Source organism: Actinacidiphila sp. bgisy167, from assembly GCF_057707665.1.
The window spans coordinates 18,092-38,196 of sequence record NZ_JBYIQP010000004.1 but is presented as its reverse complement, the minus strand read 5'-3'; the positions used below and the strand labels follow the sequence as shown (position 1 = coordinate 38,196).

Sequence of the window (20,105 nt, the reverse complement as noted above, 5' to 3'; positions counted from 1 at the left end):
CCAGTCGGTAATGATGCTACCCACGGGTAATAAAAACAACCCCTATAGGGCCGGATCCGGCCGGGAACCGCCGCTTTTCGGAGGAGAATTCGGTTCCTTGTGGCGCAGTTCGTCCAGGGCCCCGAGGGCGGCGGCCGTGATCGGGACCGCCAGCAGCATCCCGAGGATGCCGGCCAGGCTGGCCCCCGCCGTGATCGCCAGCAGCACGACGGCCGGGTGCATGTGCACGGTGCGGCTCTGCACCATGGGCTGCAGGATGTGCCCCTCCACCACCTGGACGGCCAGCACCACGCCCAGGGCCCACAGGCCGATCACCCATCCCCGGTCGGCGAGCGCGACGAGCACCGACACCGCGCCGGAGATGAACGCACCCAGGTACGGGATGTAGGCGCCGATGAACACCAGGGCGGCCAGCCCCACGGCGCCCGGCACCCGCAGGATCAGCAGGCCGATGCCGATCAGGGTGGCGTCGATCAGCGCGATCACGGTCGTGCCCCGCATGAAGCCCTGCACGGCGGCGAAGGCGCGGTGCGCGATCCGCTCCAGCAGGGGTCCGCTGCCGTTCGGCGCCGCGTCGCGCAGAAGGGCGGGGAAGCGGGCGCCGTCGCGCAGGAAGAAGAAGGTGAGCAGGAGTGCCAGCACCGCGGTGGCGATGGCCTGGCCGACGATGCTCAGTCCTGACCACACCCCGGAGGCCGCGCGGGCGCCGTACTTGGTGGCGAAGGACTTGAGGCTGTCGATGGTCTCGTTCAGCGAGGTCCCGGGCGCGCCCAGGCGGGGCAGCACCTTCTGGGCCGCCTCCTTGAGCGACGCCACGATCTGGTCGCCGGTCTGCAGCAGGCTCTGCACGAGGATGAAGCCCGCGCCCGCCACGAAGACGAGCAGCGCCGCGCAGGTCAGCGCCGCGGCCAGCGACCGCTGCACCCGCACGGCCCGCAGCCGCCGGTGGAGCGGGCCGAGCAGGGCGCTGCCCAGCAGGGCCAGCAGGACGGGCGTGACCACCGCCGCGAAGGTGACGAGCAGCCACAGCGCGAGAGCGCCCACCGCGGCCACCAGCAGCACGACGGCGCACCACGCGGCCGTGCGCCGCGCGGAAGCCGGCAGGAGGGGCGCGTCCACCTGCCCAGAGGACCACGCCGGCTCCGCTGTCCGCATGCCGGAAAAGGCGAACGGGTGGCCCCGCGCGGTCGGATACGATATTGACGGTCCGTACAGGCCACCCTCACCCACAGTAGCGACCTGGGAGCAGCCGGCAATGGCTCGACACCTCATCACCAGCGCCCTTCCGTACATCAACGGGATCAAGCACCTGGGCAACATGGTGGGGTCCATGCTCCCGGCCGACGTCTACTCCCGTTATCTGCGCCAGCGCGGCCACGAGGTCCTCTACATCTGCGCCACCGACGAGCACGGCACACCGGCCGAGCTCGCCGCGCAGGAGGCCGGGCTGCCGGTCGACGAGTTCTGCGCCCAGCAGCACGACGCCCAGAAGGCGGTCTACGACGGCTTCGCGCTCTCGTTCGACTACTTCGGCCGCAGCTCCTCGCCGCAGAACGTGGAGATCACCCAGGCCATCGCGCGCGAGCTGAAGCAGAACGGCTTCATCGAGGAGCGCGCCATCCGCCAGGTCTACTCCCTGGACGACGAGCGCTTCCTGCCCGACCGCTACATCGTGGGAACCTGCCCGCACTGCGGCTACGACAAGGCCCGCGGCGACCAGTGCGAGAACTGCACCCGCGTCCTGGACCCGACCGACCTCATCGACGCCCGCTCCGCGATCAGCGGCAGCAGCCGGCTCGAGGTCCGTGAGACCAAGCACCTCTTCCTGCTCCAGTCCAAGCTCTCCCACGAGGTCGAGGCCTGGGTCGACGAGCACGGCAAGGACTGGCCGACGCTCGCCTCCTCCATCGCCCGCAAGTGGCTGACCGAGGGCCTGCAGGACCGCGCCATCACCCGCGACCTGGACTGGGGCGTGCCGGTGCCGGCCGACACCTGGCCGGACCTGGCGGCCGAGGGCAAGGTCTTCTACGTCTGGTTCGACGCGCCGATCGAGTACATCGGCGCCACCAAGGAGTGGTCGGACGCCGCGCCCGAGGGCGAGAGCCGCGACTGGCGCTCCTGGTGGTACGACGTGGACACCGACGTCCGCTACACCGAGTTCATGGCCAAGGACAACGTCCCCTTCCACACCGTGATGTTCCCGGCCACCCTGCTGGGCACCCGCGACAAGTGGAAGAAGGTCGACTACGTCAAGGCCTTCAACTGGCTGACCTACTACGGCGGGAAGTTCTCCACCTCGCAGCGCCGCGGCATCTTCACCGACGCCGCCCTCGAGATCCTGCCCGCCGACTACTGGCGCTACTTCCTGATCGCGAACGCGCCCGAGTCCGACGACACCTCCTTCACGTGGGAGCACTTCGCGGCCTCCGTCAACAAGGACCTCGCCGACACCCTCGGCAACTTCGTCAACCGCGTGCTGTCCTTCTCCCGCAAGCGCTTCGGCGACGAGGTGCCGGCGGGCAGGGAGGCCGGGGAGGCCGAGCGGCGCCTCGGCGAGCAGATGGCCGAGCTCCTCGCCGAGTACGAGCGCCACATGGAGGACCTGCAGTTCCGCAAGGCCGCGCAGGCGCTGCGCGCCCTGTGGAGCGCCGGCAACTCCTATCTGGAGGAGAAGGCGCCCTGGCTGGAGATCAAGACGGACGCCGACGGCGCCGCCCTGACCCTGCGCACCGCCATGAACCTGATCCACCTCTACGCGGTGATCTCCGAGCCCTTCATCCCGGCCACGGCCGCCGCGATGCGCGGTGCCTTCGCCCTGGCGGACGACACGGCGCGCTGGGTCGGCCCTGAGGAGGCCCGCGCCCTGGCCGCCGTCCCGGCCGGGACCGCGTTCACCGTGCCGCCGGTGCTCTTCGCGAAGATCACCGAGGAGGACCTGGACTCCTACCGGGAGCGTTTCGGCGGAGAGCCGGAGGCCGCCTGATGCCGGGCCCGGCCACGGCCAGGGAAAGGTCCCCGCTGCTGCTGATCCTCGCGGTGGGCCTGACCCTGGTGCTGGTGGTGGCCGGGGTGATCCTCGCGGTCTCGCTGACCGGCTCGGGCGACCGCCGCTCCGGCGCCGCCCCGGGACCGGACGGCGCGTGCCGCGGCAGCAACGTCACGCTGGAGAGGGCCGCCGCGCGCTTCGGGCTGCGGCTGCCCGTCGACCCGCAGGACGTCCACTACCTCGCGCAGGGCGGTGGCCTCTCCGGTGAGCACGACCTCGAACTGCGCTTCCGCACCTCGGCCGACGGCCTGAAGCGCTTCCTGGCCGCCTCGGGCTTCGGCGCGCTGGGCTCGGACGTCCGGGCCCTCAGGGTGGGCGAGCCACCGGCCGACCCCTGCCGCCGTGCCGCCGGAGGCCTGGCGCATGCCCGTTACGCCGGCGACCACGTGCCCGCTGCCGCGGGCCACGGCGCCTACAGCCGCGGGGTCGCCGTGGACGACAGCGACCCGGCCCGCCCGGTGGTCGCCGTCGTCGCCCTGGACGGCTGAGCCGGGCGGACCCGTCGTCCCGCCGCCGCCTGCATGCACATGTGCATGCAGGCGTGCGACACTGTCCGTATGGTTGCTCTCCAGATCCGTGACGTGCCCGAGGAACTTCGCGACCGCCTTGCGGCCATAGCCGAGGAACGCGGCCAGTCGCTTCAGGCATACCTGCTCGACCTCGTGCGCGACGAGGTGCGGCGCAGGGACAATCTGGCCGTCCTCGAGCGGTTCTCGCGGTCCGCGTACGGCTCCCGGCTCGCCGCAGGCGACGTCATGGACGTGTTGCGTACGGCGAGGGCCGAGCGGGACGCGCAACTCGGCGTGCCGGGAGACGAAGAGTGATCGTCGTCGATGCCTCGGTCTTCGCCTTTTCGCTCCTGGACGAGGGAACGACCGGTGAGCGTTGCCGAAGCGCCCTGGCTGAGGACGACCGGTGGATCGCGCCACAGCACTGGACGATCGAAGTGATGTCCGTGATCCGGGGCAATGCACTCGGGGGAAAGATCACGGCAGCTCATGCAGCGGACGCGGTGGAGGCGCTCCGCGAGCTCGACCCCGTCGTCCCGATGACCCGCGTCCTGCTGCCCCGTATCTGGGAACTACGAGGCAATCTCACCGTTTACGACGCGGCGTACGTGGCTGCCGCGGAGGCGTACGGCTGTCCGCTCCTCACGACCGACGGACGCATCGCCCGCGCCTCCGGCATTCGCTGCGCGGTCGAGGTCGTCGGCTGACGGGGACCGGACGGCGCGCGCACACGCCTCGGGTAGACGCCGATGGCCCGGAGCCGTACGGTTCCGGGCCATCGGCGTGCTCGTCCCCTGGGGTCAGGCCTTCTTCTCCGGAGGCAGCCGCAGCGCGAGGTGCAGCTCCTTCAGACGGGCCTCGTCGACCGTGCTCGGGGCGCCCATGAGCAGGTCCTGGGCGTTCTGGTTGAGCGGGAAGGCGATCGTCTCGCGGATGTTGGGCTCGTCCGCCAGCAGCATCACCATGCGGTCGACACCCGGGGCGATGCCACCGTGCGGCGGGGCGCCGAAGTGGAAGGCGCGGAGCATGCCGCCGAACTCCTGCTCGACGGTGTCGCGGTCGTAGCCGGCGATCTCGAAGGCCTTGTACATGATCGCGGGCTCGTGGTTCCGGATGGCGCCGGAGGAGAGCTCCACACCGTTGCAGACGATGTCGTACTGCCAGGCCAGGATGTCCAGCGGGTCCTTGGTCTCCAGCGCCTCCAGGCCGCCCTGCGGCATGGAGAAGGGGTTGTGGGAGAACTCGATCTGCCCGGTGTCCTCGTTCTTCTCGAACATCGGGAAGTCGACGATCCAGCAGAAGCGGAAGACGTCCTCGTCGAAGTGGCCGGCCCGCTTCGCGGCCTCGACCCGGACGGCGCCCATGATCTTGGAGACCTCGTCGAACTCACCCGCGCCGAAGAAGATCGCGTGGCCCGGCTTGGCGTCGACGGCGGCGAGCAGCGCCTTGACGTCGTCCTCGGTGAGGAACTTGGCGATCGGGCCGCTGAGGGTGAGGTCGTCGCCGACCCGGACCCAGGCCAGGCCCTTGGCGCCCTGCTCGACGGCGTAGTCGCCCAGGTTGTCGAAGAACTTGCGCGGCTGCGCGGCGGTGTCCGGCACCGGCAGGGCGCGGACGTGCTTGCCGGCGAAGGCCTTGAAGCCGGAGTCGGCGAAGATCGACGAGACGTCCACCAGCTCCAGTCGGGCGCGCAGGTCGGGCTTGTCGTTGCCGTACTTGACCATCGACTCGCGGAACGGGATCCGCGGGAACGGAGAGGTCACGTGGCGGCCGCCGCCGAACTCCTCGAAGAGGTCGGTCATGACCTTCTCGATGACGCCGAAGACGTCCTCCTGCTCGACGAAGCTCATCTCGACGTCGAGCTGGTAGAACTCGCCGGGCGAGCGGTCGGCGCGGCTGTCCTCGTCGCGGAAGCAGGGCGCGATCTGGAAGTAGCGGTCGAAGCCCGCGATCATCAGCAGCTGCTTGAACTGCTGCGGGGCCTGCGGGAGCGCGTAGAACTGGCCGGGGTGCACGCGGGAGGGCACCAGGAAGTCGCGCGCGCCCTCGGGCGAGGTCGCGGACAGGATCGGGGTGGCGAGCTCGTTGAAGCCGAGCGCCGTCATCTCGCGGCGCAGGAAGCTGATGACCTGGGTGCGCAGCATGATGTTGCGGTGCATGCGGGCACGGCGCAGGTCGAGGAAGCGGTTGGTGAGCCGCATCTCCTCGTTCGCGTTGTCCTCCGGGAAGACCGGGAACGGCAGCGGGTCGGCGGCGCCGAGCACCTCCAGCTCGGTGACCTCGACCTCGATCGCGCCGGTGGGCAGGTCGGGGTTGACGTTCTCCTCCGAACGGGCGACCACTCGCCCGTCGACGCGGAGCACCGACTCCTTGGACTGGTGGCTCAGGGCCTCGTACGCGGGCGAGCCGGGGCGGGCGACGAGCTGGACCACCCCGTAGTGGTCCCGGAGATCGACGAACAGGATGCCGCCCAGATCCCGGCGATTGTGCAGCCAACCACTCAGGCGCACTTCCGCGTCTACGTCGGTGGCGCGCAGCTCACCGCAGGTGTGGGACCGGTACCGATGCATCGTTCATCCAAGTCGTCTGATTTCGGGGATGAGGCTCCCCCAGTCTACGGGGGCGCACCCGTCCGACCCCATTCGGATCAAAGCCGCGAACGGTGGCGAACGAGGGCGGGTCGGCGGGCGCGGTGCCGACCGTACGGCGGGGAGGCGCGGGCGTGGTTGGGCCGTCGCCGTGGAGGACGTGCGCGAGGCTCCCTCGGCGGGGCGGCGGCCCGATACGCTGTGTGCCGTGTACGGCTACGACCAGAACGGGATGGCAGGGGCCGCGCCGCCCATGGGCGGGGCGCCGATGGGCGGGGCAGCCATGGGCGGGGCGCCGATGGGCGCGAGCTACCCCGAGCCGTCACCGCCCTCGCTGGCGGACGCGGTCCGCGCCTTCACGACGGGCTCGATGTCGGCCGAGGACTTCCAGGCGGTCTTCGCCACTTCCAAGGTCTACTGCCCGCGCGGTGACAACCCCGGCTTCCTGGCGCTGCACGAGACGCAGCAGCCGGTGATCCCCATGTTCTCCTCGCTGAAGCAGCTGCGCCGCTATGCCGGCAAGGAGTCCAAGTACTTCGTGATCACGGGTGCCGAGGTGCTGGACCTGCTGCCGACCGGCTACGGCTTCGTGCTGGACATGGAGGGCGAGCACCGCATGGTGTTCGACGCGAAGGCGGTCGAGCAGATGGTGGAGTTCACCATGCGGCGGATGTACGGCTGATCCGCCCCCGCACCACGGCACCGGAGCAAGCCCCGGGAATCCTTGCCAATGGTTGCGCGTTCAACTATGTTGAATGTTGAACATTACGAGGAGGATCTGGCCATGCCCGCAGTGACCGTCGAGAACCCGTTGACCCTGCCGCGCGTCCACGCCCCCGCCGACGCGGTTCAGCGGCGTGCGCTGCAGGTGACCACCGCCCCCAGCGGCTTCGAGGGGGAGGGCTTCCCCGTCCGCCGGGCCTTCGCGGGCATCGACTACAAGAACCTCGACCCGTTCATCATGATGGACCAGATGGGCGAGGTGGAGTACGCGCCCGGCGAGCCCAAGGGCACTCCCTGGCACCCGCACCGCGGCTTCGAGACCGTCACGTACATCATGGACGGCGCGTTCATCCACCAGGACTCCCATGGTGGCGGCGGCACCATCACCGACGGCGACACCCAGTGGATGACGGCCGGCAGCGGCCTGCTCCACATAGAGACCCCGCCCGAGGCGCTGGTGATGAGCGGCGGTCTCTTCCACGGTCTGCAGCTGTGGGTGAACCTGCCCGCCAAGGACAAGATGATCACCCCGAAGTACCAGGACATCCGGGGCGGCAACGTCAAGCTCCTCGCGTCCGAGGACGGCGGCGCGCTCATCCGGATCATCGCCGGCGACGTCGGCGGCCACCAGGGACCGGGCGCCACGCACACCCCGATCACCATGCTGCACGTCTCGGTGAACCCGGGAGCCCAGCTCACCCTGCCCTGGCGTGCGGACTTCAACGCCCTGGCGTACGGCCTGTCCGGCCGCGGCAGCGCGGGACCGGAGGGCCGGCCCTTCCGCATGGGGCAGGCCGTCGTCTTCGGGCGCGGCGACTCCCTCACCATCCGTGCCGACGAGTCGCAGGACACGCGCAGCCCCAACTTCGAGGTCGTCCTCCTGGGCGGGCTGCCGATCCGTGAGCCGATGATGCAGTACGGCCCCTTCGTGATGAACACCCACGCCGAACTCGCCCAGGCCTTCGAGGACTTCAAGGCCGGTCGGCTGGGCACCGTGCCCGCCGGTCAGGAGTGACGGCGCGCGCAGGTCAGGAGTGACGAGGCCCGCCCGTCAGGAGTGACGGAGGCGGATCAGGCCCGCCACTGCATCAAACGGCCCCGCCCGGGAACCCGATTCCCGGCGGGGCCGTCGCATGCGGCGGGAGCGATTTTGTCGGGCGGTTCGTTGACGGCTCACCGCCTCGTTCACCCAAGGTGACTGCACGTGCACTTGCACGTGCAGATGCACGGGACTTTGTCTCTGGCTATCATCTCCCCTGTCCTGCACGGAACTTGACTGGAGAGCAGCATGCGCCACACGTACAACGGCATGGCCGCGTCCGATCTCCGCGGAGTGATGTGGCAGAAGAGCCGGCACAGCAACGCGAACGGTCAGTGCGTGGAGATGGCCGCGCTTCCGGACGGGGATGTGGCGGTGCGCAACTCCCGTTTCCCGGACGGGCCGGCGCTGATCTACACGAAGGAAGAGATCGAGTCCCTCATCGCGGGGGTCAAGAACGGGGAGTTCGACCACTTCGTGGCGAACTGACCGTGGTGGTGCCCGACATGCTCAGTGTGACGGGCGGTCGTGCTGCCCCGGCACGCGGAAGAGGGCCCAGACGACCTTCCCCATGCCGTTCAGCGGGTGCCATCCCCAGGTCTCGCTGAAGGACTCCACCAGATGCAGCCCGCGCCCGGACTCGGCCACGAAATCGGGCGCCCTGGTGACGGGCCCGTGCTCGCTGGGGTCGCGCACCGCGCAGACTACGCGCGTTGACCACCGGACAAGGCTCAGCTTGACGCAGCCGTGGGCGGCGTCCTCGGGGAGTGCGTAGCGCAGGGCGTTGGTCACCAGCTCCGAGGCGACCAACTCGACGGCGTCCCGGAGTTCCTCGAGGGCCCAGGCGCGCAGGGTGGTCCGCGTGAATCTTCGCGCGTCGCCGACCGCTTCGAAGCGCGGCGGCAGCGGGCAGGAGGTCGCGCTCGACGGCGAAAGGCGCTCCCGGGTCAGCCCGTCCCATAAGGGCTGCACCCCGGCCGAGCTCTCAGTCCACATGCGCACCACCCGGTATCGGCACGGACGTCATCGTCCCGTACGGTCACCAGCCGGTGCAAGGGGCGGATGCACGTGCATTTGCATGGCGCGTACGGTGGTGGCGAAGTGACCATCGAGAGTGACGGATCGAGCACTGAACGCAGCGCGGGAATGGCACACTGCTGGATGCCACGGGGAGAAGGTAGGCGCAAATGACCACAGTGCAGTCGGGAAGCGGATCCATGGTGCGCCGCATCCTCCTGGGCTCGCAGCTGCGCAGGCTGCGCGAGGCGCACGGCATCACCCGTGAGGCCGCCGGCTACTCGATCCGCGCGTCGGAGTCGAAGATCAGCCGCATGGAGCTCGGCCGTGTGAGTTTCAAGGAGCGCGACGTGGCTGATCTGCTCACCCTCTACGGCATCACGGACGACGCTGAGCGCACGGCGCTCCTCGGGCTGGTGCGCGAGGCGAACGTGGCCGGCTGGTGGCACGGCTTCGGCGACGTCCTGCCGGCGTGGTTCCAGACGTATGTCGGTCTGGAGGAGGCCGCGTCGGTCATCGGCTCCTTCGAGACGCAGTTCGTGCACGGCCTGCTGCAGGCCGACGACTACAGCCGGGCCGTCATCGGACTGGGCCACCCCGGCGCGCGCGCCGAGGAGGTGGAGCGCCGGCTGGACCTGCGGCACACGCGGCAGAAGCTGCTCACTTCGGAGAGCGCGCCGCAGATCGTGGCCGTGATGGACGAGTCCGTCGTGCTCCGCAGATTCGGCGGGCGCCAGGTGATGCGGGCCCAGCTCGCGCACCTGATCGAGGTGTCGGAGCAGCCGAACGTGACGGTGCAGCTGCTGCCGCTGGAGTTCACCGGGTACTCCGCGGGCGCCAGCGGGACCTTCACCCAGCTGACCTTCCCCGAGCCCGACGTCCCGGACGTGGTGTACGTCGAGCAGCTCACCGGCGCGATGTACATCGACAAGCGCGAGGAGGTCGACCAGTACCGGGCCGTCATGGCCAAGCTCCGCGCGGACTCCCTCTCCCCGGAGGCGACGCGGGACCGCCTGTCGGCCGTCCTCCGCGAGCTCTGAGCACACCACGCGGCCGGCGGAGGCCGGGGCGGCCCCGCGCGGCACGGAAGAGCCGGTCGGGCGGGGCACGCGGCCGTCGCGCCGACCTTCGGGCGGGGCCTTCGCGGCGGATCTTCCCGCCGGGCCTCCGTTTCGCCCGGGCGCGGGCCGTGCGGGTGCCGCGTCAGCGGACGGCCGTGCACCCGGACCCGGCTGTTGCGCGGCTTCCCGTTCGTCACACTCGATCGAGTGAAGTGGACCTTGACGCATTGGTCGGCTGATCGGCCTGGTGATCTCATGCTGCGGTGAGCCCGTACCTGCGTACCCGCACGATCGACGGGTGCGTCGTGGTCGAACTCAGCGGGGAGATCGACATCGTGGCGGCCGTGGAGATCACACCGCTGCTCGACGCGCTGACCCGTGCCCCCGGCCCCGACCTCGTCGTCGACCTGGACCCTGTCGACTTCATCGACTGCTCGGGACTCGCCGTGCTGTGCCGGATCCGCAGCCGGGTGCACGCGTGCGGGGGCCTGGTGCAGTTCGTCTGCTCCCGGCCCCCGGCCCTCAGGGTCCTGCGCGCCGCCGGGCTGATGAACGCCCTGCGGCCGGTGCCGAGCGTGGACGAGGCGCTCGCCCGGTTCGGGCGGCCGTGACCGCCCCGCCCACGCGGCCGCGGGTCAGTCCGAGCAGACGGCCGACACGAATTCCGCGATGCGTTCCCTCGGCAGATGGCGGGCCACGTCGGCCTCGCTGATCATGCCGATCAGGCGGTGCGCGGGATGGTCGATCACCGGCAGCCGGCGCACCTGGTACTCCTCCATCAGCTCCAGCACCCGGTCGATCTGCTCGTCCCCCTCGATGATCTGCGGGCGGCCCGCGGCGAGCTCGCCGCAGGAGACCTCGGACGGGTCGCGCCCCTCGGCGACGCACTTCAGGACGATGTCGCGGTCGGTGACGATGCCCACCAGCACGTCGTCGTCGCCGCAGATCGGCAGTGCGCCGATGTCCTGCTCGAGCATGATCCGGGCCGCGTCGGTGAGGCTCTCCCGCTCCCCCACGCACATGGCGCCGGGGTGCATGATGTCCAGTGCGGTGGTCATGACGGCGCCTCCTCGTGGCGTGACCGATGCCCTCCGGCTCCATCGTCACCCTGGTGGAGCAGTTCCGCGAGAGGGCGCACCCTGGAAGGAGACACCGGGACCGCTGGAGGTGTTCCGTCATGCAGACCCTCGTCGGATGGCACATAGAGATGGACTTCCGGGAGGACGGTGCGAGGACGAAGGCCGCCGCGCTGCTCCGCCTGCCGGACGGCACGGAGGTCAGGTCGCACGGCCACGCCAACCGGCACCCCTCCGATCCGGAGCAGGACCGGGTCGGCGAGGAACTCGCGGCCGCCAGGGCGCTCAACGACCTCGCCCGTCAGCTCCTCGGCAAGGCGGCGAAGGAGATCGAGGAGGTCACGCACGTGCCCGCGCATCCCCGGATCTGAGCGGGCGGGGCCGACCCCGGCCCGGCGCCCTCACAGCCAGCCGCGCCGTTTGAAGACCAGGTAGAGGCTGACGCAGACCACGCCCATCAGCACGACCGCGAAGGGGTAGCCGAGCAGCCAGTGCAGTTCGGGCATGTGGTCGAAGTTCATGCCGTAGATCGTGCCGACGAGTGTGGGCGCGAAGAGGATGGCGGCCCAGGCGGAGATCTTCTTGATCTCCTCGTTCTGCTCGAAGCCGGCCTCCGCGAGCGCCCGCATCTCGGCGTTCTGCTGCTGCGCGACGAGGGTCGCGTTGAGGGTGAGCAGGTCGCCGAGCGCCTGCCGGAAGCCGTCCACCCGCTCGATGGTGTGGGTGACGTGGTCGGCCACGTCGCGCAGGTAGCGCTGGAGCTCCTCGTCCGTGCCGTACTTGGCGAAGCCCGCCTGCAGGCCGTCCAGCATCGGGACGAGCGGGCGGGTGGCGCGCTGGAACTCCAGCACCTCCTGGGAGAGCTCGTAGATCCGGCGGGAGACCTGGGGGTCGCCGCCGAAGACCTGGATCTCGCTCTCCTCCATGTCCTTCTCGACCCCCGCGACGACCGGCGCGTAGCCGTCGACGACCGTGTCGAGCACCGCGTAGAGCACCGCCTCGGGCCCCAGCGTCAGCAGCTCGGGGTTGCTCTCCATGCGGTGGCGGACGGTGGACAGGTCCGGGGCCGCGCCGTGGCGGACGGTCAGGACGAAGCCGGGGCCGACGAAGATGTGCAGCTCGGCGAAGTCGACCTCCTCCGGGGCGTCCAGATAGCGGGCGGCGCGGAGGACGACGAAGAGGGTGTCGCCGTAGCGCTCCAGCTTGGGGCGCTGGTGGGCCTGGATCGCGTCCTCCAGGGCCAGCGGGTGCAGGTCGAATTCCCTCGCCAGCGAGACCAGCTCGGCCTCGCTGGGCCGGTAGAGCCCGATCCACGCCATCGCGCCCGGCTCCGCGCGCAGCTGCGCGTACGCCTCGGCGAGCGAGGAGGGGGTGGCGACACGCCGGCCGTCACGGTAGAGGGCGGCGTCCATCACACTGCTCACGGCGACGGCCGCGGGCTCCGCGACCGGCGGCGCGGAAGCGGTGCCGGTCGTCCCGGGCGGCGGCGCGGCGGACCGGGCCGGGCGGGTCGTCCTCGCCGCCCTGGCCTTCTCCCTCGTCGTGTTCCTCAGCGCGCGCAGGGCTCTCAGTCGACGCCCGGACACCGGCAGCACCTCTTCCGTAGGGCCTTGCGTGCAGGGTAGCCCGCGAGCCTGCACGGGGAGGGGACGCGATGCGCCGCACCGGGCCGCAGGGCGCGGCCCCGGACCGGGGATGGCTGCGCGCCGTCGCCGAGTGGAATCCGCTCAGCGCGGTGGCCGCCGCCTGCCGCGCGCTCTTCGGCGACCGGCCGTCCGGCTCGCCGACGCCCCGGGCGCCGCGTGGTCCCTGGTCCATCCGGTCGCGGCCTCGGTGGGCTGGTCGCCGGCGCTGCTCGAGGTCCTCGTCCCGCCGGCGGTACGGCGGCACGCGCGTGGGGGCGCCGGCCGGGGCCGACGAGTAACCTGATGCGCGGGGGGCCCCGGGGGGCCGGCCGTACTCGGAGGGCCTGGTGACTCCACCCACGCGTGAACGCGCGGGCTTCCTGTGTCGGTGGCGAGGCCGCCGCGCAGAGGGCCAGCCCGGCCCTGTCGGAGATGTTCGTCGCGCCGACGTGGTCCGCGTTCGCGGTGAACCCGGACGCCGTGCACTGCAACTTCGCTTGGGAGACGCGGCTCCTGCCGTCCACGTGTCCGCAGCCGCCGAGGCTGGGCGGGCACGTGCGGGAGGTGTCGCGGGGGTCCACCGGGATCGTAAGGCGACCGGCACTCTCAGCCTTGTTCGCCAGGATCGCGAGGAACTGCCCCCGACTTCCCCCCGGGGCATGACGCAGGGCGGCCCGCCGGTCGGCTCTCCGACCCGTCTCCTGCCTTCCCTCCCCTTCCCCTTCCCTTCCTGCGACGCGGTGAGGGCGATCGCCGAGCGGGAAGAACAACATCGGTGAGCGGAGCGTAACCTTGCGGGCGGATACGGAGTAGCTGGCCATGGGGACTCCCGAGGAGCGCGTGGACGCCGGCGTGGCGGACGCCGTCACGTTGCTTCTCGACGCCCGCGGGCGGCTCCTGAGCTGGCCGGCCGCGGCGGAGCGGCTGCTCGGTCGGCGGGCGGCGGACGTCCTCGGAACACCCGCGGTGGATCTGCTCGTCCCGGAGGACGCGGCGTGTACGCGGGAGATCGCCGAGCGCTGCTGTGCCGAGGGCGGCTGGACGGGTGTGCTGCGGCTCCGCCGCGACGACGGCAGGAAGGTCACGCTGGGCGTCCGGGTGGCCGGGCTGCCGGAGGGGATCGGAGGTTCGCCGGTCCGCTGGATGGTCCTGGCGGCGGAGTCCGGCAGCACCGCCCGCTCCATGGCCTCGGGGATGACGTTCACGATGCTGGAGCGGATCGTGGGCCAGACGCCGATCGGGCTGGCCGTGGTCGACACCGAACTGCGCTGCGTGTGGTCGAACGCGGCCTTGGAACGCTTCGGCGGCGGCCCCTCGCAAGCACGAAGGGGGCGCCGGCTCGCGGAGATCCAGCCAGGTCTGAACGCCCTGGTCCTGGAGGCGCAGATGCGCCAGGTCCTGGAGACGGGCGTGCCGGTGATCGACTACGAGCACGTCGGGCGGTTCCGCACCGGCCCTCGCCGCGAGCAGGCGCACTCGATGTCCTTCGTCCGGCTGGAGGACGCGCGCGGCGTCCCGGTGGGCGTCTGCTACTCCGTCATCGACATCAGCGACCGCTGGCGGGCCAGGAAGCGGCTGTCGCTGCTGGACCGGGCCAGCGAGCACCTCGGCCGCACCCTGGACGTGATGCACACCGCGCAGGACCTGGCGGACGTGGTGGTGCCCGACCTCGCCGACTATGTGGCCGTCGAGCTGCTGGAGTCGGTCATCAAGGGCGCGGAGCCGCAGGCCGGGCGGCTGGGGGAGGCGGTCACCGTGCCGCTGCGCCGCGCCGGGATGCGCTCGGCGCGGCAGGGTGAGCCGCCACCGGCGTTCGGCCTCGGAGCGGTCTCCGCGTACCAGGAGGACACCCCGCCGATCCGGTGCCTGACCGACGGCACGTCCTGGCTCGGCGCCCGGCTGGACCCGCTGGGGCTGGAGTGGGCCGCGGGCACCTCCGGCGGCCGCGCCCTCCACTTCGGCGAACTCGGCATGCACACGGCGATGGTGGTGCCGATCCGTGCCCGGGGGGTGACTCTCGGCGTCACCCTCTTCTTCCGGGTGCGCCGGGCGGAGCCCTTCGACGAGGAGGACCTGCGCCTGGCGGAGGAGGTCGTCGGCAGGGCCGCGGTCTGCCTGGACAACGCGCGCCGCTACACCCGCGAGCGGGACGCCGCCCTCGTGCTGCAGCGCAGCCTGCTCCCGCACGCCTTCCCGCCGCAGGACGCGGTGGAGGTGGCCACCTACTACGGGCCGGCGGACGAGTTGTCGAGCGTTGGCGGCGACTGGTTCGACGTCATCCCGCTCTCGGGCGCGCGGGTGGCGCTGGTGGTGGGAGAGGTCGTGGGCCACGGCATCGAGGCGGCCGCGGCGATGGGCCGGCTGCGGACGGCGGTGCGCACCCTGGCCGACCTCGACCTGCCGCCGGAGGAGTTGCTGGCGCACCTGGACGATCTGGTCGTCCAGGTCTCCCGGGAGGCAGGGGAGTCCGCGGCGACGGGGGTCGGTGGCAGCTCGCTCGGGTCGACCTGCCTGTATGTGACGTACGACCCGGTCAGCAGGCACTGCGTCATGGCCAGCGCCGGGCACCCGCCGCCCGCCGTGCTCCGGCCTCCGAGCTCGCGGGGCGGGGCGGAGGACGGGGCGGCCGTCCGCTTCCCCGAGCTGTCCGTCGGTCCCGCGCTGGGCCTGGGCGGGCTGCCCTTCGAGGCGACCGAGTTGCGGTTGGAGGAGGGCAGCGTCCTCGCGCTGTACACGGACGGCCTGGTCGCCCCGGCGGAGGGCGCGGACGACGTACACGACGGACGCAGCCGGTTGCGGGCCGCTCTGGAGGCCGGGGACGCGCCGCTGGACGCGTTGTGCGGCAGGGTCGTCCGTGAACTGGCCCCCGCCCGCCCGCACGACGACGTGGCGTTGCTGCTGGCCAGGACCCGCGGCCTGGGCACCGGCCGGGTCGTCTCCTGGGATTTGCCCACCGATCCCGCGGTCGTGGGCCGGGCCCGCGAGCTGTCCAGCCGGCAGCTGGCGGACTGGGGCCTGGGCGAACTGGCGTTCACCACCGAACTCGTCGTCAGCGAACTGGTGACCAACGCGATCCGGCACGGCTCCGGTCCGATCCGACTCCGGCTGATCCTGGAACGGGCGCTGATCTGCGAGGTCTCCGACGCCAGCAGCACCTCACCGCATCTGAGGCACCCCCGCACCACCGACGAGGGCGGGCGCGGGCTCTTCCTGATCTCGCAGTTCGCCCAGCGGTGGGGCACCCGCTACACCGACGACGGGAAGATCATCTGGGCCGAGCAGTTCCTCGACGGCCAGGGCCCCGAGGGGGGCGGGGCGGGTGTCGGCTTCGACGCGATCACCCTGGCCGAACCGGGCTGACGCCGCGATCCGCTCCGCTCGTCCTCTTCGCTCACTTGTGCGCCCTGGCGCCCTCGCCGGGGCGTGCGGTCGCGGTCGAGGGGTCAATCTGGTCCAGACCTCTTGACCCTATGGTCCAGACCTTTCTACCCTGCCAAAGGACTGTGGTGGGCATGACATCGCGTCAAGACCCGCCAGGCGGCATCGGTTTCCCCGTCAGCCCCCACTCGAGGAGCATCCCTTGAGCACTGGAGACACCTTCCGCACCCCGGACACCCCAGGAACGTCGCGTACCAGACGCATCAGGACCACAGCCGCCGCGGGACTCGCCGCGCTGCTGCTCCCGCTCGCCGCGCTCGTCGGCCTCGCCACGCCGGCGCAGGCGGCGGGCACCACCGCCACGTACACCAAGACCCAGGACTGGGGCACGGGGTTCGAGGGCAAGTGGACGATCACCAACGGCGGTTCGTCCCCCGTCAGCAGCTGGACCGTCGAGTGGGACTTCCCCGCGGGCACGTCGGTGACCACGGCGTGGGACGCCGACGTGACCGGCTCCGGCACGCACTGGACCGCCAGGAACAAGAGCTGGAACGGCACCCTGGCCCCGGGCGCCAGCATCAGCTTCGGCTTCAACGGCGCCGGCGGCGGCAGCCCGAGCGGCTGCAAGCTGAACGGCGGCCCCTGCACCGGCGGCGGCAGCGGGGACCCGACGCCCACGCCCACCCCCACCCCCACCCCGACTCCGCCGACCCCCACCGGCCCCCCGGGGAACAAGATCCGCCTCGGCTACTTCACCGAGTGGGGCGTCTACGGCCGCAACTACCACGTCAAGAACCTGGTGACCTCCGGTTCGGCGAGCAAGCTGACCCACATCAACTACGCCTTCGGCAACGTCGCCAACGGCCAGTGCGCGATCGGCGACGCCTACGCCGACTACGACAAGGCCTACACCGCCGACCAGAGCGTCGACGGCGTCGCGGACACCTGGGACACCGGGGCCCTGCGCGGCAACTTCAACCAGCTGCGCAAGCTGAAGAAGATGTACCCGAACATCAAGATCCTCTGGTCCTTCGGCGGCTGGACCTGGTCCGGCGGATTCACCCAGGCGGCCGCCAACCCGACGGCCTTCGCCAACTCCTGCTACAACCTCGTCGAGGACCCGCGCTGGGCCGACGTCTTCGACGGCATCGACATCGACTGGGAGTACCCGAACGCCTGCGGTCTGTCCTGCGACACCAGCGGCGCCGCCGCCTTCAAGAACCTGATGGGCGCGCTGCGGGCCAAGTTCGGCGCCAATAACCTGGTCACCGCGGCGATCACCGCCGACGGCACCAACGGCGGAAAGATCGACGCCGCCGACTACGCGGGCGCCGCCCAGTACGTCAACTACTACAACGTGATGACGTACGACTACTTCGGCGCCTTCGACGCGGACGGCCCGACCGCCCCGCACTCCCCGCTCACCTCCTACAGCGGCATCCCGGTCGCCGGCTTCTACTCCGACGCGGCGATCCAGAAGCTGAAGGGCAAGGGCATCCCGTCCGCCAAGCTCAACCTGGGCATCGGTTTCTACGGCCGCGGTTGGACCGGCGTCACCCAGTCCGCCCCGGGAGGCTCGGCGACCGGCGCCGCCCCGGGCACCTACGAGGCGGGCAACGAGGACTACAAGGTCCTGAAGAACACCTGCCCGGCCACCGGCACCGTCGCGGGCACCGCGTACGCGCACTGCGGCAACAACTGGTGGAGCTACGACACCCCGTCGACCATCGCCGGCAAGATGGCCTATGTGAAGAGCCAGGGCCTCGGCGGCGCGTTCTTCTGGGAGTTCAGCGGCGACACCAGCAACGGTGAGCTGGTCACCGCGATCAACAACGGTCTGAGCTAGCGAACGCCGGCCGTACGGGCCGGAGGGGCGCGGGGTCGTCACCGCTCCTCCGGTCCGGTACGGCCGCGGGGCGACGCACCCGCCCGCCCTGGTCGACCCGTTCGTCGACACCTGTCGCCGACTGGTGAACCGGTCGTTCACCGTCCAGGAGTCCCGCCACCGTTCCGCCCGCGCGAGCTGCCACGGCGGCCGGGGTCCGATCCGGCAGGCGTGCCGCGAAGGAGGATCGGCCGGGGTCTGGGGCCCGTGGCCACGGCCCGTGGTCCTGTAGAACACCCGGTACCGCGCCGCCGCCGCCGCCGTCGCAAAGGACGAGGACATCGCCCGCTTCCTGGCTCAAGGACCGGTGCGTCGGCTTCCCGGGCCGCTCCCGGGCGATATCGAGGCCACCGGCGGGGCCGGGGCCTGAGCCCTTCCCGCGACCCGGGCGCCGTCGAGGGCGACGATTGGCCCCCGGCCCGCGACCCCTTGGGCCGCGCACCGGCGTCTGAGGCGGGTCCGTCAGCCTGCGGGCGTCCCGATCTGGTTGCGTTCGAGCGCCGAGCGCAGCTCCCCCAACGCATGGGCGGCGGCCGACGCCGAGGCATCGTCGAGCGTGCCGCCGATCAGTTCGGCCAGTCGCTCGGCGAATGTCTCCTCGGCCGCGTCGACGAGCCGCGTGCCGTCGTCGCTCAGTTCCAGCAGTGAGGACCGGCGGTCGGCCGGGTTCGGCTGCCGGACGGCCCAGCCCTGCTTCTCCAGGCGGTCGACGCCCTTGCTGGTTGCTCCGATGCCGATGGCGAACTCGGTCGCCAGGTCCGCCACGCGGGCCCCGGGGTGGTCGCGCAGGAAGCGCAGGAACTCGAACTGCGAGGTGACGATCCCGTGCCGCGCGCGGAGGCGATCGTTCAGCGCGTTGTAGAGGCGCGTCTCGCACCGTACGAGGTCGGCGAAGAAGGCCGGTAGATCGACCGCGTCACCACCCGATGTGTATGCCATGGCATATAGTGTACTGGAAGCTACCTCCGACGGGAGCACAGCCATGAGCAAGGCACAGCGCGCCGAGGTCGACGTGATGCTGCGGCAGCCCCCACGGTCGGTCGAGGAGATACGAGCAGGCTTCAGGGCGCTGATGGCCCGGATGATCGTGCCCGGCACCATCCGCACCGCACGGACGACGCTCGGCAACCGACCCGCCCTGCGTGTCGAGCCGGACAACGGGACCCGCGCCGGGACGATCCTGTACTTCCACGGCGGCGGCTTCGTGTTCGGCTCCCCCGAGACCGCCCTGTCGCTGACGGGACATCTCGTGGCCAAGACCGGCTTCGGGGCGTACTCGCCGGCCTACCGGCTCGCCCCCGAGCACCCGTTCCCGGCCGCGATCGAAGACACGCTCAGCGCCTACCGCGCCCTCCTCGACAGCGGTGAGGACCCCTCGACCATCGCGTTCGCAGGCGACTCCGCCGGCGGTGGCCTGACCGTCACCACCTGCCTGGCCGCCCGTGACGCGGGACTCCCGCTGCCCGCCGCCATCGTGGCGTTCTCCCCGGGCCTCGACGCCACTCGCACGGGCCGGAGCATGGACACCAAGGAAGGCGTCGACCCGGTCTTCACCCGCAGGGCCGTTGAACACACCGGGGCCATGTACCTCGCCGGAGCCGACCCGCACCAGCCCCTGCTCAGCCCGGCCGTCCTCGCCGACCTGACCGGCTTCCCCCCATGCTGGTCCAGGTGGGCACCAACGAGATCCTGCTGGACGACTCCACGCGGCTTGCCGAGCGTGCGAGGTCGGTCGGAGTAAACGTCATCCTGGACATCACCGCCGACGTGCCGCACGTGTTCCAGGCGTTCGCCGGCGTCCTGGACGAGGCGGACGAGGCACTGGACCGTGCGGCTCTCTTCCTCACCCAGCGCATTCGCGCCGCGGGCACGCCGCACACGCCGGCGCAGTAGGGTCCCCTGTTCCCACCCCTTCCGGGGCCTTCGCCCAGGGCCCTGCTCGCCGTCGCCTTCCAGACCGTCGGCCCGGGGCGCCTCTCTCGCCTCTCGCCGAGGGCCTCTTGCCCGAGAAACGAGCCGCACCTCCTGGGAACCGTTCGCTCCGCGTCCGTGAAGTCATCGTCATCGGTACCAACGAGGGCCTGGTCGCGGCCTGCGAGCGTGCCGGGGTCGGCGCCGAGCGTCGCCGCAGGCGAAGTCATCCGTGCCGCCGCCGTCC

19 protein-coding genes and 1 pseudogene are annotated in these 20,105 nt (G+C 71.2%); 13 read left to right on the top strand and 7 right to left on the bottom strand.

The annotated features are described in order from the left end of the window. Positions 1–42: 42 nt before the first annotated feature. Positions 43–1,155, bottom strand: a complete 1,113-nt coding sequence (locus AC3ET4_RS02445) for an AI-2E family transporter (RefSeq protein WP_431945329.1) — start codon at positions 1,153–1,155, stop codon at positions 43–45. Between the two features lie 100 nt (positions 1,156–1,255). Between AC3ET4_RS02445 and metG the strand changes: the two genes are divergently transcribed. The 4 genes from metG to AC3ET4_RS02425 all read left to right on the top strand — a co-directional run bounded on the left by metG (position 1,256) and on the right by AC3ET4_RS02425 (position 4,262). Further along, positions 1,256–2,983, top strand: coding sequence for a methionine--tRNA ligase (metG, locus tag AC3ET4_RS02440; RefSeq protein WP_431945327.1), 1,728 nt, complete (start codon positions 1,256–1,258; stop codon positions 2,981–2,983). Continuing rightward, positions 2,983–3,534: a hypothetical protein gene (locus tag AC3ET4_RS02435; protein ID WP_431945326.1), complete on the top strand. Its 552-nt coding sequence runs from the start codon at positions 2,983–2,985 to the stop codon at positions 3,532–3,534. Before metG ends, AC3ET4_RS02435 begins: the two co-directional genes overlap by 1 nt. 69 nt (positions 3,535–3,603) lie before the next feature. Continuing rightward, a complete protein-coding gene (locus tag AC3ET4_RS02430) occupies positions 3,604–3,870 on the top strand; it encodes a hypothetical protein (RefSeq protein WP_431945324.1) in 267 nt (88 codons plus the stop codon). Then, on the top strand, positions 3,867–4,262 hold the full coding sequence (locus AC3ET4_RS02425; RefSeq protein ID WP_431945322.1) for a type II toxin-antitoxin system VapC family toxin: 396 nt from the start codon (positions 3,867–3,869) through the stop codon (positions 4,260–4,262). The genes AC3ET4_RS02430 and AC3ET4_RS02425 overlap by 4 nt, the downstream gene beginning before the upstream one ends. Before the next feature lie 93 nt (positions 4,263–4,355). Here AC3ET4_RS02425 and aspS read toward each other — a convergent pair whose 3' ends face one another. After that, complete coding sequence (gene aspS, locus AC3ET4_RS02420) at positions 4,356–6,125, bottom strand: aspartate--tRNA ligase (protein ID WP_431945320.1); 1,770 nt, start codon at positions 6,123–6,125, stop codon at positions 4,356–4,358. Between the two features lie 226 nt (positions 6,126–6,351). On the opposite strand from aspS, the gene AC3ET4_RS02415 reads away from it, so the two are divergent. From AC3ET4_RS02415 to AC3ET4_RS02405, 3 genes are all read left to right on the top strand, one after another. Then, entirely contained in the window at positions 6,352–6,825 is a 474-nt protein-coding gene (locus AC3ET4_RS02415; protein ID WP_431945318.1) for an SseB family protein, read from the top strand. 102 nt (positions 6,826–6,927) lie between these two features. Further along, entirely contained in the window at positions 6,928–7,881 is a 954-nt protein-coding gene (locus tag AC3ET4_RS02410; RefSeq protein WP_431945316.1) for a pirin family protein, read from the top strand. 273 nt (positions 7,882–8,154) lie between these two features. After that, entirely contained in the window at positions 8,155–8,394 is a 240-nt protein-coding gene (locus tag AC3ET4_RS02405; RefSeq protein WP_431945314.1) for a DUF397 domain-containing protein, read from the top strand. A 21-nt stretch (positions 8,395–8,415) separates the two neighbouring features. Here AC3ET4_RS02405 and AC3ET4_RS02400 read toward each other — a convergent pair whose 3' ends face one another. Then, on the bottom strand, positions 8,416–8,901 hold the full coding sequence (locus AC3ET4_RS02400) for an ATP-binding protein (RefSeq protein WP_431945312.1): 486 nt from the start codon (positions 8,899–8,901) through the stop codon (positions 8,416–8,418). A gap of 191 nt (positions 8,902–9,092) precedes the next feature. Here AC3ET4_RS02400 and AC3ET4_RS02395 point away from each other — a divergent pair, with 191 nt between their 5' ends. Together AC3ET4_RS02395 and AC3ET4_RS02390 are read left to right on the top strand one after the other, a co-directional pair. Then, the gene (locus AC3ET4_RS02395) at positions 9,093–9,962 is read left to right on the top strand and encodes a helix-turn-helix domain-containing protein (protein WP_431945310.1); all 870 of its coding nucleotides are present in this window, start codon (positions 9,093–9,095) and stop codon (positions 9,960–9,962) included. 284 nt (positions 9,963–10,246) lie between these two features. Then, positions 10,247–10,594 (top strand): STAS domain-containing protein, encoded by a 348-nt coding sequence (locus AC3ET4_RS02390; protein ID WP_431945308.1) that lies wholly within the window; start codon positions 10,247–10,249, stop codon positions 10,592–10,594. Between the two features lie 24 nt (positions 10,595–10,618). Here AC3ET4_RS02390 and AC3ET4_RS02385 read toward each other — a convergent pair whose 3' ends face one another. Then, on the bottom strand, positions 10,619–11,041 hold the full coding sequence (locus AC3ET4_RS02385; protein WP_431945306.1) for a CBS domain-containing protein: 423 nt from the start codon (positions 11,039–11,041) through the stop codon (positions 10,619–10,621). A gap of 119 nt (positions 11,042–11,160) precedes the next feature. On the opposite strand from AC3ET4_RS02385, the gene AC3ET4_RS02380 reads away from it, so the two are divergent. Further along, entirely contained in the window at positions 11,161–11,430 is a 270-nt protein-coding gene (locus tag AC3ET4_RS02380) for a DUF1876 domain-containing protein (RefSeq protein WP_431945304.1), read from the top strand. Positions 11,431–11,460: 30 nt separating this feature from the next. Here the strand turns inward: AC3ET4_RS02380 and AC3ET4_RS02375 are convergent, their stop codons facing one another. Beyond that, a complete protein-coding gene (locus AC3ET4_RS02375) occupies positions 11,461–12,645 on the bottom strand; it encodes a magnesium and cobalt transport protein CorA (protein ID WP_431945302.1) in 1,185 nt (394 codons plus the stop codon). Next, entirely contained in the window at positions 12,627–13,457 is an 831-nt protein-coding gene (locus AC3ET4_RS02370; protein ID WP_431945499.1) for a zinc ribbon domain-containing protein, read from the bottom strand. The genes AC3ET4_RS02375 and AC3ET4_RS02370 overlap by 19 nt, the downstream gene beginning before the upstream one ends. Positions 13,458–13,503: 46 nt before the next feature. Here AC3ET4_RS02370 and AC3ET4_RS02365 point away from each other — a divergent pair, with 46 nt between their 5' ends. Then, entirely contained in the window at positions 13,504–16,044 is a 2,541-nt protein-coding gene (locus AC3ET4_RS02365) for a SpoIIE family protein phosphatase (protein ID WP_431945300.1), read from the top strand. Positions 16,045–16,264: 220 nt separating this feature from the next. After that, positions 16,265–17,908: a glycosyl hydrolase family 18 protein gene (locus AC3ET4_RS02360; protein WP_431945298.1), complete on the top strand. Its 1,644-nt coding sequence runs from the start codon at positions 16,265–16,267 to the stop codon at positions 17,906–17,908. A gap of 501 nt (positions 17,909–18,409) precedes the next feature. Here the strand turns inward: AC3ET4_RS02360 and AC3ET4_RS02355 are convergent. Further along, the gene (locus AC3ET4_RS02355; protein WP_431945296.1) at positions 18,410–18,886 is read right to left on the bottom strand and encodes a MarR family winged helix-turn-helix transcriptional regulator; all 477 of its coding nucleotides are present in this window, start codon (positions 18,884–18,886) and stop codon (positions 18,410–18,412) included. Here AC3ET4_RS02355 and AC3ET4_RS02350 point away from each other — a divergent pair. Then, a pseudogene (locus tag AC3ET4_RS02350) lies at positions 18,885–19,840 on the top strand (alpha/beta hydrolase). The gene AC3ET4_RS02355 and the pseudogene AC3ET4_RS02350 sit on opposite strands and share 2 nt — an antisense overlap. Positions 19,841–20,105 lie beyond the last annotated feature (265 nt).